Below are 11,289 nucleotides of genomic sequence, written 5' to 3'. Positions count from 1 at the left end.
GTCCGTGAGGCGGGGCCGGGCTTTTCGACAGGACTCCTGTCCTGACGAAAAGGGATCGACATCCATGTCGATCCCCCTGCGGGCCTGTCGACCCCGCCTCACCGCCGCACAGGGGCCCCGGGTAGAGCGGCGCGCGTCCTGCGCGCACTGTTTGTAAGAACTGGATCAAGAGCGGGGCCAGAGCAGGGGCAACGTCGACGCCAACGCCGATGCCGACGCCAACGCCAACGCCAACGCCAACGCCAACGCCAAAGCAACGGGCACAGCCAAGGGAGAGGGGCAGGGAGCATTGAAGGCAACCCGCTTTCCGACGGAGGGTGAAAAGCTCGTCGTCACGAGGAGACGTCCCTCAGTCGCAGGCGAACCAGGCACCCGCAAGTAGCGCCCCGCGATTCAGGGGGCTACCCATTCACCGCCCCAGTCGGCAGGATCCACGTCATCCACAGTCTGGGAGAACGTCCAGAGATGTCCGCCAATATCCGTCACTGAATACTGGCGCTCACCGTACGGTTGAGTGATGGGTGGGCCAGGGATGCTGGCGCCCGTGGCCTGGGCCCGTGCGTAATGGGCTTCCACATCGGCCACGCGAACCATGATCGAGTGCGTCGTCAACGGAGTGTCGCCGGGTGCGTCACCGGTGACCACGACAGCGCCGTCGCCGACGTCCAGTTGGACGCGATGGCCACCGATACGCAATCGCTCGGTGAAGCCGAAGCTGCGGCATAACCAGGCGACGGCCTGCGGCACGTCAGGGTAGCGCAGCACAGGAATGATCGTGCTGGAGGGCATGGAGCGGTTGCTGCGCATGGAGTGCCTCCGGGCTTCCCATTGAATGGGCAGAGGCGATTGAACCATGCATTCGAGTGCATCCACGAGGCCCGCGGTGCTTGCGGGTTCCTGTGGCGAATGAGTTGGAAGCTCTGGATGACCTGCTTCGCTGTTGCGAGGTGCTTCCAACTTTCGCACGACGACGGAGATGACATTTTTCGCAAGTATCGAGCCCCCACCCAAAGGGAGAGGGGCTGAAGCTCAGGCGGTGCGCAGGGTACGTCCGTAAGCGTGGACTTCATCCACCAGCACCTTCGCGTGCTCAGGATCGACTTCCGGCGTGATCCCATGGCCGAGGTTGAACACGTGGCCGGGATGGTTTCCATAGCTGTCCAGCACAGCGCGGGCTTCGCGGCGGATCACGTCGGGATTCGCGCGCAGGATCGCCGGATCGAGATTGCCCTGCAACGCCACCTTGCCAGCGACAGCGCGGCGGGCGTCGTCGAGCGTGATGGTCCAGTCGACGCCAAGCGCGGCGCAACCGGTTTCGGCCATTTCGGCGAGGTGCTGGCCGGCGCCTTTGGAGAACAGGATGATGGGCAGCTCGCGGGCGTGCGGATCGGCCTTCAGTGCATCGACGACGCGCGTCATGTAGCGCAGTGAGAATTCGCGGAACGGAGCGGGCCCGAGCAGGCCGCCCCAGGTGTCGAACACCATCAACGCCTGCGCGCCGGCGGCGGCCTGGGCGATCAGATAATGCGCGACGGCCTGCGCCAGCGTGTCGAGCAACTGGTGGGCGAGTTTGGGCTCGTTCCAGCACATCGCCTTGAGCGTGGCGAAATCCTTCGAGCCCTGGCCTTCGACCATATAGCAGGCCAGCGTCCACGGGCTGCCGGAGAAACCGATCAGCGGCACGCGACCGTGCAGCTCGCGGCGGATCAAGCGCACAGCATCCATCACATAGCGCAGTTCGCCATCCATATCGGGCACCGCTAGTTTCGCGATGTCGGCGGCATTGCGCACGGGGTGGGCGAACTGCGGGCCTTCGCCCAGCGCGAAGCTGAGGCCCAAGCCCATCGCGTCGGGGATGGTGAGGATGTCGGAGAACAGGATCGCCGCGTCGAGATCGAAGCGCTCCAGCGGCTGCAAGGTGACTTCGCAGGCCAGCTCCGGGTTCTGCGCGAGCGCCATGAAGCTGCCGGCGCGGGCACGGGTTTGTCGATATTCCGGCAGGTAGCGGCCGGCTTGGCGCATGACCCAGATCGGTGTGGTGTCGGTGGGCTCGCGGCGCAGGGCGCGCAGAAAGCGATCATTCTTCAATTCGGTCATTTCAACGTCCGTACGGGCCTTCCTGCCCTTGGGCAAACATCACGCGGAAACCGCGCTTCACTTGTGCGTCGCGGGCTTTCTCAAATGCGCTGATCGCCTCGTCTCGTTCCAGGAACTGCTCTCGCTTCAAGGTCGCGCGTCCGCCCTGGGTGCCTGATTCGCGATACAGCGTCCAGCCGCCAAGCAGGTCCTGCTCCAGCGTGATCTGGACGTAGCGGGGTGCGTCGGCAGTGCCGGGCACGGTTTGCAGATAGAGGCGCATGGGTTCCGGGCGTACTCGTGCGGCAAGGCATGCCACCAACATGGCATTCTAGAAGGCTGGCGGCCTGGTAGCGAGCGGATCGAAGCGGCCAACCAGATATTGGGCCTCAATACGGTTGCTGCCCAGGCCGAAGATTGTTGTAAATCGCGATGGCTGACCAGATGCAAACCAGCGCTAGCAGCCCGACGAGTGCGATACGGTTCACATCCCGTTCTAGGGCATCGCCCCGCGGATAACGGCCTAGCGTGCACAGCAGCAAGGCAATGCGGCCAAGATTAAACAGTACGAAACTCCGCAGTAACCATTCAAAAATAAACTTTACGATCGCAACCAGGCCTTCGGCGATTAAATCTTTCATGGAGGCCCCGCATCCGGTTCACTTCAGTGAGTGGTCGCTTCATCGAGTGTTGCCAATACCTGTGCTTCAGCCACACCCCCGACAATCTCGGCGCGACCGATGCCACGCCACAGAATCAGTCGCAGCGATCCGGCGGTGTTTTTCTTGTCCAGCCGCATCAGCGCGAGCAGTTGCTGCGCATCCATGCCGGCCGGGATCGAGGTGGGCAGGCCGAGTTTTTCCAGCAATTGGCGCAGGCGCGAGGTATCGGCGCTGCTGCTCATGCCCAGTCGTTCGGACAGCTGCGCAGCCAGCAGCATGCCGATCGCCACGCCTTCGCCGTGCAGCAACGTGGTGTAGTGGCCGGCGGTTTCCAGCGCATGCCCGAACGTGTGGCCGAGGTTGAGCAACGCGCGCTCACCCTGTTCGGTTTCGTCGCGGGCAACCACGCCGGCCTTGTAGCGCACCTTGCGCGCGATCGCTTCCAGTACCGTGCCGGCATCGCGTGCGGCCAGCGCGTCGGCATGTTGTTCCAGCCAGCCGAAGAAGGGTTCGTCGCCGATCGCTGCACCTTTCACGACTTCGGCGAGGCCAGCGCGATATTCGCGCGCGGGTAGGGTGGTCAAGGTGTCGAGGTCGGCGACTACGGCGCGCGGCTGGTGAAACGCGCCCGCGAGGTTTTTGCCCACAGGCAGGTTTACGCCGGTCTTTCCGCCGACCGAGGAGTCGACCATTGCCAGCAACGTGGTCGGCATCTGGATGAAGTCGATACCGCGCATCCAGCACGCGGCGCTGAAGCCGGCAAGATCACCGACCACGCCGCCGCCCAATGCGATCACGCAGGCATCGCGAGTCGCGCCGAGCTGGCCCAGCGCTTCGAGCGCACGGCCCACGTTCGCGAACGTCTTGTGCGCCTCGCCGTCGTCAAGCAGGAAGGATGACCAGTGCAGCCCTTCCAGCCCCGTCGCCACGCGTTCCAGATACAGCGGCGCGACCGTGGTATTGCTGATCACCATTGCATGTCGGCCACGTAACATGACGCGCCAGCGGGCATGGTCGGCGAGCAGGCCGGCGCCGATCCATACCGGATAGCTGCGCTGGCCGAGGGCGACCGTGATGGTCTGGAAATCCGGATTGTTCATGCGGTTTGCTGGGGCCATGCGGTGGGTGTGCGCTGCCAATGATGATCGATCAGCGCGATGCAGCGTTCACTGGCGGCGGCGACGCTGCCGTGCTCGCCGGGAACCGTCAAGTCGGCAAGGTCGCGGTATATCGGCCCGCGGACCAGTGCCATCGCCTGCAGTTTCTCGTGGCGATCCACGCCAGCCAGCAGCGGTCGGCGGGTGTCGCGCTCCAGTCTCTCCAGTTGTTGTTCGATGCTGGTCTGCAGCCATACCACGTAGCCGCGCTCGGTCAGGTGTCGGCGATTGTGTTCGGCGAGAACGGCGCCGGCGCCGGTCGCCAGCAATACGCCAGGGCGTTGGCTTTGCTCATCCAGCAAGGCGCTTTCGCGCTGGCGAAATCCGGCCTCGCCCTCGATCTCGAACACCGTGCTCACGTCCACGCCGCAATGGCGTTCGATTTCCTGGTCGAGATCAACGAACGGCAGTCCATAATGCGCGGCAAGGCGACGCCCGATGGACGTCTTGCCGGCGCCGGTCGGGCCGATGATGAACAGGTTGCACGACGGATTCATGGGCAAATGCTAACAGGGCAGGTCCGGCACCTGTGGAGAGCGAGGCAGTGGTGAATGAATGCGTGTTGCTGGCCGGCTGCGGCGACCTTGGCCTGCGTGTGGCGCAGCGCCTGCTGGCACGTGGCGACGAAGTGTGGGCGCTGCGGCGCAATCCACCGCTGCCGGACGACAGTGGCATCCGCTGGCTGCACGCTGATCTGACCCAACCGGAATCACTGCGCCAGCTTCCCGCAGGCATTACCCAGCTGGTGTATCTGCCGACGCCGGATCGACGCGACGAGTCCGCCTATCACGCGACGTTTGTGGATGGTCTGCGCCACCTGCTGGAGGCGCTGGGCAGCCGATCGCTGCAGCGTGTGCTGCTGGTTTCTTCCAGTGCGGTCTACGGCGAGCACGGTGGTGACTGGGTGGATGAATCCACGCCGCCGGCACCGCCGGGCTTCAACGGCAGGATTTTACTTGAGGCAGAACAGCTGCTCGCTGCGCAGCCGATAGCTTCGATCGTATTGCGCCTGGCGGGGCTGTACGGGCCCGGCCGCCTGCAGCTGCTCGAGCGCTTGCGGGCAGGGCAGGTGCGGGTGCCGCGCACGCTGCCACATTGGGCCAACCGCATCCACATCGACGATGCTGCTGCCGCGGTCGTGCATCTGCTGGAGCTGGCCGATCCGCTGCCGCTGTACCTGGGTGTGGACAGCACCCCATTGCCGCTTGACGTGTTGTATGACCACCTGGCCGGATTAGTGGGTGCGCTGCTCCCCGGCGACGGCCCTGCACCTGCCGGCGTCGGCAGCAAACAGCTCAGCAATGCACGTTTGCGCGCCAGTGGATTCAGACCACGGTGGCCGGATGCGCGAGAGGGTTACGCAGCACTCGTCGATCCATCGACGCAGCGCACTCTCTGAATCACTGGCGACCGGGGATAGTCACGCGGACGCGGCGATTCAGCCGTGACTAAGCCCGGTGACGTGCCGCTCGTCGTCGTATTCCACGCAGGTGTCGGCCAGTGCCGGCAGCGTGGCCAGCGCGTGCCGGCTCAGGCGCTCGAAGTGAGCGAGAAATCGCTGCATGGCTACTGCATCCAGGGCCAGTGGCGCGTGCCGTGCCAGCAGATCCTGTTCCTGTTCGCTGCGCCAGCGGTTCACGATCTGCCAGCTGGGCGCCTGCAGCACGATCAGCGCATCGAACTTGCGCCATAGCGGCTGGTAGCCGCGCAATTGCTTGTTGACCCAGTTTCGCCAGCTGCCATCAGGGTCTTCGGTGCGCTCCAGCTCGTTGATCGGGGCGCTCAATGCGCCCTGAAATTGCGGGCGGATGCCCAGCGCCCAGCCCTCCACGATCACCAGCTTCGGCGGGCGGGTAATGCGCGGCCAGCGCGAGGGCGGAATGCGCGTGTCGCGACCTTTGTCGAAACGCGGATGCGTCACCGGCAGCTTGTCCGAAGCAAGCGGCAGCGCCGACAGCACCGAGAGGAGTAGCTCGATCTCATGCGTGCCCGGAACGCCGCGACTGCGCAACAGTGGATGCACTTGTTGTGCCAGCGCCTCGCGATCGCCACGGGCGTAATAGAAGTCGTCCAGCGAAAGCACTTCGGTGGCCCAGCCGCGCGCCTCGGCCTGGACCTTCATCACCCGAGCCAGAGTGCTCTTACCGCTGCCCTGCAAGCCGGATAACCCGATAATGTAGGGCCGCCGTGAGCGGGCAATGCGGCCCGCATACTGGTCCAGCAGGTGGCTGGCCAGTCCCTCGTTCTGCATGCTGGGCTGAGATTTCATCCGCATCGTACCGTCGTGCACCGCCGCCGCGACTGGCAAGCCACACTAGTTGCCAGCCCGGCAGCGGAGCCGACGCCGCCATAACATGCCATGGCAGGGAAGTGCTCTGTCGCCGGATTTGTGATGGCGGTACTGGATAGGTGGGGCATTGCACTATCATCGGTAGTGATCATCTGCGCCATGATGGCGCGAGTCGGCCACGATGCAAAAGGAAAGTTTCAGACGCCATGCTTAATCCCGAAATTCTGGATACCTTGCTGCGACTCCTGGATGAAGCCAAAGCCAGTGACGAGCGCGAACCGACCGCGATGAACCTGGCCACTGTGGATAGTTCCGGCCGGGTGGCTTCACGCGTCGTCTTGCTGAAGGGCGTCGACGAGCGCGGCCTGCGTTTCTATACCAATTACCAGAGTGACAAGGGCGGCCAGATCGAAGCGCATCCGCAGGTCGCGTTGTGCATCCACTGGAAGCAGCTGCGCGAGGGTGTGCAGGTGCGCGTCGAAGGTGTTGCGCGCAAGCTGCAGGCGGAGGAATCGGATGCCTACTTTGCCAGTCGCGAACGCGAGAGTCAGATTGGCGCCTGGGCTTCGCTGCAATCGCAGACGTTGCCGGATCGCGACACGTTCGAGCAGCGTGTCGCGCGCTACGAACATGAGTTCGAGGGACGCGAGGTGACCCGGCCGCCCCATTGGGGTGGCTACGTGGTGGAACCGGACATGCTGGAGTTCTGGTACGGCGCCGAATTCCGCCTGCATGAGCGCGTGCGCTGGAGCCGCCACGGCCAGACCTGGACCAGCAGGCTGCTCTACCCGTGACTCGACCCATGCCCGCGGAGCATGTCGCGCAGGGCGGTTTCGCCGTGCACACGCGTGGCCGCGGCTTCAGCGACATCACGGCAAAGGTCGGAGATGCCGTGGCATCCAGTCATGTGCAGACGGGTATTGCGCATGTGTTCACCGCGCACACCAGCTGTTCGCTGCTGATCAGCGAGAATGCCGACCCCGCCGTGCGCACTGACCTGGAGCGCTGGTTCGCCCGCGCCGTGCCCGATGGCGATGCGATATTCCAGCACGATGCCGAGGGTCCTGACGACATGCCGGCGCATGTCCGCGCCATTCTCACCGGTGTCAGCCTCACCATACCCGTGCATGGCGGCAAACTGCAGTTGGGCACCTGGCAGGGCGTCTATCTTTGGGAACACCGTACCGACTCGCACCAGCGCAAGGTCACGGTGACCGTGCTGGGGCATTGAACGCGTGACCGATCCGAATCTGTTCGACCACTTTCCGCAGCGCATTGTTTGCCTCACCGAAGAACCGACCGAGGTGCTCTACGCGCTGGGCGAGGACCGACGCATCGTCGGCATCTCCGGTTTCACCGTGCGCCCGCCGCGAGCGCGCAAGGAAAAGCCCAAGGTCTCGGCGTTCATCAACGCGAAGATCGGCGAAATCCTGAAACTCGAACCCGACCTGGCGATTGGCTTTTCCGATATCCAGGCCGACATCGCGCGCGAGTTGATCAAGGCGGGCGTCGAGGTTTGGATCAGCAATCATCGCAGTGTGGATGGGATCCTCGCTTATGTCCGTCGACTTGGCGCGATGGTCGGAGCGCACGAAAAGGCCGAGGCCTATGCGCAGCAGATCGAGCAACACATCGCCGATATCCGCGCTGTAGCGGCGAAACTTCCGCGTCGCCCGAAGGTGTATTTCGAGGAATGGGACGAGCCGATCATCACCGGCATCCGCTGGGTCGCCGAAGTCATCGGCATGGCTGGCGGCGATGACTGTTTCCCCGAACTCGCACGCGAGCCACTGGCAAAGCAACGCATCCTGCCGAATGGCGATGAAGTGATACGTCGTGCGCCGGACATCATTCTCGGCTCGTGGTGCGGCAAGCGTTTCCGTCCGGAGAAGGTTGCGGCGCGGCCGGGGTGGGAGGCGATCCCGGCAGTGCGTAACGGCGACCTTTACGAGATCAAGTCGCCGATCATCCTGCAACCGGGACCGGCGGCGCTGCTGGATGGGCTGGATGCCATTCATCGAATCATCGTTGAGTGGGCGCAGCGCTGACGCTCTGCAGGTTGCCACCTTTTGTGGGAGCGACTTCAGTCGCGATGCTCTTCCTTTAGCTTTTGCTGTTCGCTTGCAAAACAGCAAAACCGACAGCAGAGCATCGCGACTGAAGTCGCTCCCACAACAGCGGCGGCTCGCCTGGTGGCAACCATTGCGGGCCGTCGACGGATCAGCCGCCCAATGCCAACCGGGTACCCAGATCCATCAGCGGCTGGGCCAGCAGCAGGCGGGCGAGTAGCAGGACGATCATCACGGCCATCGGTGCGAAATCGATCTGGCCGGCGATCAGCTTGCCGCGCAGTGGACGTAGTAAAGGCTCGACGATGGTGCCGGCGAGCCGAAGCAGGGGTTGTCGCCGATCCACCGCGAACATGCTCAGCAACGACCAGCCGAAGATCAGCACGATGTAGAACAAGAGTATGAAGTCGAGCAGCTCGGCCAGCGCCAGCACCAGGAGGCCGGTGAAGTGCGGCACAATTCCGATCACGGCAAACAGCAACAGGCGTTTGAGCAGCATGGCCAGCCACGCCAGCAACAGCGCGGCCAGGTTGATCCGGCGCCAGTTCGGCAACACACGTCGTATCGGCGCCAACACCGGATTGGTGTAGCGGTAGACGAACTGGCTCAGCGGGTTGTTGAAATCCGCTCGGCTGGCTTCGGCCAGCAGGCGCAGCACCAGCAAGGTGGCCACCGCGTCGAACGCCAGTTCGATCAGCAATGACAGTGCATTCAGCAGATAGATCACGAGAGCTTGTCCAGGCTGGCGGCGAGTTCCACGCCGCGGTGGGTGGCAGCAGCCACAGCGCGGGACACGATACGGGTCAGGCCATCGGCTGTGAAGCTTTCGAGTGCGGCTTGGGTGGTGCCGTTGGGCGAGGTGACGCGCTGGCGCAGGAGGGCGGGATCCTCGCCACCCTCCACCAGCATGCGGCCGGCGCCGAGGCAGGTTTGCGCGGCAAGTGCGCGGGCGGTGTCCCGTGGCAGCCCCTGCGCGACGGCGGCGGCTTCCAGTGCTTCGACCAAGGCAAAGAAATACGCCGGCCCGGAACCGGAGAGGGCGGTGACGGTATCCATCAATGCTTCGTCGTCGATCCAGCGGGTGATGCCGCAGGTATCCAGGATGTGCTGCGCCTGAGCCTTCTGCGGTGGGCTGACCCGGCTGTTGGCGCACAGCCCGGTGGCGCCGGCGCCGATCAGCGCCGGTGTGTTCGGCATGCAGCGCACGATCGGCAGGCTGGCGCCGAACCAGCGTTCCAGCTGATCCAGCCGCACCCCGGCCGCAATCGAGATCAGCAGTGGCCGGTTGCGCTGCAGGATGTCGCGTAGATCGGCGTGGATCGACGGCATGATCTGCGGCTTGACGGCCAGCAGGATGACTTCGGCTTCTGCCACCGCCAGCCGACTTTCGGCGTAGCAGGCGACCCCGAATTCGCGGCCCAGCGCATGCCGCGCTTCGGCCAACGGCTCGGCCACACTGATGCTGGCGGCGGCCACGCCGGTTTTCAGCAGGCCACCGATCAGGCTGCGTGCCATGTTGCCGCCGCCGATAAAGGCAAGTCGTGTCATGCGGGTTCCTCGAACGATCCAGAGCGCTACCTTAGCGGGAGCGGGCGCGACAGCGTAGCGGGGTTGCCCGCGGAAATGCGCAGGCCCCGGCAATGACTGCAGCACCGGCGGTATGGCGCATTTCTCCATCGACCACGCAAACCGTGGCGGTGGTTCGCATTTCGAGAACGGGAAAGACTGGCCGCATGACCCGTTGCGCGAGTAGTATCGACGCGGCTGCAAGGGGGATTCGGGTATTTTCGTTCAGGTGTTCCGATGGCGTCCGCGCCATGCGTTACGGCGCACTGCACCTGCGAACTTCGTCCACCCCCCGTTGCGGCATCCAATTCATGCCATCCAGACGATCGGTTGAGGGGAACGATAGATGGACATTGCCGAACTGCTTGCCTTCTCGGTGAAGAACAAGGCCTCGGACTTGCATTTGTCCGCAGGTCTGCCGCCGATGATTCGTGTTGACGGCGATGTGCGCCGCATCAACATCCCCGCGCTTGAACACAAGCAGGTGCACTCGCTGATCTACGACATCATGTCGGACAAGCAGCGGCGCGATTACGAAGAGTTCTACGAGACCGACTTCTCGTTCGAGATTCCCGGTCTGGCGCGCTTCCGCGTCAACGCGTTCAATCAGAACCGTGGCGCTGGCGCGGTGTTCCGCACCATTCCGTCCGAGGTGCTGACGCTGGAAGACCTGGGTGCCCCGCGCATCTTCAAGGAGCTGATCGAGCAGCCGCAGGGGTTGATCCTGGTGACCGGCCCGACCGGTTCGGGCAAATCGACTACGCTGGCGGCGATGGTCGACCACATCAACAAGAACGAATACGGCCACATGCTCACGATCGAGGATCCGATCGAGTTTGTGCATACGTCGCAGAAGTGCCTGGTCAACCAGCGCGAAATTCACCGCGACACGCTGGGTTTCAACGAGGCCCTGCGCTCGGCGCTGCGCGAGGATCCGGACTTCATCCTGGTCGGCGAGCTGCGCGATCTGGAGACCATTCGACTCGCGTTGACCGCTGCTGAAACCGGGCATCTGGTGTTCGCGACCGTGCATACCAGCTCGGCGGCCAAGACCATTGACCGCATCATCGACGTGTTTCCCGCCGGCGAAAAGCCGATGGTGCGTTCGATGCTGTCCGAATCGCTGCGCGCGGTCGTCTCGCAGTCGTTGCTGAAAAAGGTCGGCGGCGGACGTATTGCAGCGCACGAAATCATGGTCGGCATCCCGGCGATCCGCAACCTGATCCGCGAGGACAAGGTGGCGCAGATGTATTCGTCGATCCAGACCGGTCAGCAGTTCGGCATGCAGACGCTGGATCAGTGCCTGCAGGATCTGGTCAAGCGCGGTCTGGTGACGCGGCAGCAGGCGTCGAGCTATGCCAAGAACAAGGACAGCTTCAAGTAAACGGAATCGTCATCGAGGAACTAATTCACGGTGGGACGTCGGTTTTAGCGCTATATTTTTCACGCGGTATATGCGCTGCCACATC

General features: G+C 63.8%; 14 protein-coding genes. 5 read left to right on the top strand and 9 right to left on the bottom strand.

Going from position 1 to position 11,289, the window contains the following annotated elements:
• Positions 1 to 393 precede the first annotated feature (393 nt).
• The 6 genes from HDE77_RS08235 to HDE77_RS08210 form a co-directional block, all read right to left on the bottom strand.
• Entirely contained in the window at positions 394 to 807 is a 414-nt protein-coding gene (locus HDE77_RS08235) for a VOC family protein (protein WP_184416657.1), read from the bottom strand.
• 222 nt (positions 808 to 1,029) lie between these two features.
• Complete coding sequence (gene hemE, locus HDE77_RS08230) at positions 1,030 to 2,097, bottom strand: uroporphyrinogen decarboxylase (protein WP_184416656.1); 1,068 nt, start codon at positions 2,095 to 2,097, stop codon at positions 1,030 to 1,032.
• A 1-nt stretch (position 2,098) separates the two neighbouring features.
• Positions 2,099 to 2,359, bottom strand: a complete 261-nt coding sequence (locus tag HDE77_RS08225; protein WP_184416699.1) for a WGR domain-containing protein — start codon at positions 2,357 to 2,359, stop codon at positions 2,099 to 2,101.
• A 106-nt stretch (positions 2,360 to 2,465) separates the two neighbouring features.
• The gene (locus HDE77_RS08220; protein ID WP_184416655.1) at positions 2,466 to 2,717 is read right to left on the bottom strand and encodes a hypothetical protein; all 252 of its coding nucleotides are present in this window, start codon (positions 2,715 to 2,717) and stop codon (positions 2,466 to 2,468) included.
• Between the two features lie 23 nt (positions 2,718 to 2,740).
• Entirely contained in the window at positions 2,741 to 3,838 is a 1,098-nt protein-coding gene (gene aroB, locus HDE77_RS08215; protein WP_184416654.1) for a 3-dehydroquinate synthase, read from the bottom strand.
• Positions 3,835 to 4,392 carry a shikimate kinase gene (locus tag HDE77_RS08210; protein ID WP_184416653.1) on the bottom strand — a complete coding sequence of 186 codons (558 nt, stop codon included), beginning with the start codon at positions 4,390 to 4,392 and terminating at the stop codon, positions 3,835 to 3,837. The genes aroB and HDE77_RS08210 overlap by 4 nt, the downstream gene beginning before the upstream one ends.
• Before the next feature lie 50 nt (positions 4,393 to 4,442).
• Between HDE77_RS08210 and HDE77_RS08205 the strand changes: the two genes are divergently transcribed.
• Positions 4,443 to 5,294: an NAD-dependent epimerase/dehydratase family protein gene (locus HDE77_RS08205; protein ID WP_184416698.1), complete on the top strand. Its 852-nt coding sequence runs from the start codon at positions 4,443 to 4,445 to the stop codon at positions 5,292 to 5,294.
• A gap of 39 nt (positions 5,295 to 5,333) precedes the next feature.
• On the opposite strand, the gene HDE77_RS08200 is transcribed toward HDE77_RS08205, so the two are convergent.
• On the bottom strand, positions 5,334 to 6,164 hold the full coding sequence (locus HDE77_RS08200) for a kinase (protein ID WP_184416652.1): 831 nt from the start codon (positions 6,162 to 6,164) through the stop codon (positions 5,334 to 5,336).
• 227 nt (positions 6,165 to 6,391) lie between these two features.
• Between HDE77_RS08200 and pdxH the strand changes: the two genes are divergently transcribed.
• Genes pdxH through HDE77_RS08185 form a run of 3 tightly spaced genes read left to right on the top strand, consistent with a single transcriptional unit; the run spans position 6,392 to position 8,233 of the window.
• Positions 6,392 to 6,979 (top strand): pyridoxamine 5'-phosphate oxidase, encoded by a 588-nt coding sequence (pdxH, locus tag HDE77_RS08195; protein WP_184416651.1) that lies wholly within the window; start codon positions 6,392 to 6,394, stop codon positions 6,977 to 6,979.
• Positions 6,976 to 7,416 carry a secondary thiamine-phosphate synthase enzyme YjbQ gene (locus HDE77_RS08190; protein WP_184416650.1) on the top strand — a complete coding sequence of 147 codons (441 nt, stop codon included), beginning with the start codon at positions 6,976 to 6,978 and terminating at the stop codon, positions 7,414 to 7,416. The genes pdxH and HDE77_RS08190 overlap by 4 nt, the downstream gene beginning before the upstream one ends.
• Positions 7,417 to 7,420: 4 nt before the next feature.
• The gene (locus tag HDE77_RS08185; RefSeq protein WP_343206075.1) at positions 7,421 to 8,233 is read left to right on the top strand and encodes a cobalamin-binding protein; all 813 of its coding nucleotides are present in this window, start codon (positions 7,421 to 7,423) and stop codon (positions 8,231 to 8,233) included.
• A gap of 172 nt (positions 8,234 to 8,405) precedes the next feature.
• Here the strand turns inward: HDE77_RS08185 and HDE77_RS08180 are convergent, their stop codons facing one another.
• Together HDE77_RS08180 and proC are read right to left on the bottom strand one after the other, a co-directional pair.
• A complete protein-coding gene (locus HDE77_RS08180) occupies positions 8,406 to 8,981 on the bottom strand; it encodes a YggT family protein (protein ID WP_184416649.1) in 576 nt (191 codons plus the stop codon).
• Positions 8,978 to 9,802 (bottom strand): pyrroline-5-carboxylate reductase, encoded by an 825-nt coding sequence (proC, locus tag HDE77_RS08175; RefSeq protein ID WP_184416648.1) that lies wholly within the window; start codon positions 9,800 to 9,802, stop codon positions 8,978 to 8,980. The genes HDE77_RS08180 and proC overlap by 4 nt, the downstream gene beginning before the upstream one ends.
• Before the next feature lie 364 nt (positions 9,803 to 10,166).
• Between proC and HDE77_RS08170 the strand changes: the two genes are divergently transcribed.
• Positions 10,167 to 11,204, top strand: a complete 1,038-nt coding sequence (locus HDE77_RS08170) for a type IV pilus twitching motility protein PilT (protein ID WP_184416647.1) — start codon at positions 10,167 to 10,169, stop codon at positions 11,202 to 11,204.
• Positions 11,205 to 11,289 lie beyond the last annotated feature (85 nt).

Source organism: Rhodanobacter sp. MP7CTX1 (assembly GCF_014205795.1).
GTDB lineage: Bacteria > Pseudomonadota > Gammaproteobacteria > Xanthomonadales > Rhodanobacteraceae > Rhodanobacter.
Note: the sequence above shows the minus strand (reverse complement) of the source record. Positions and strands in the feature narration are given on the sequence as shown.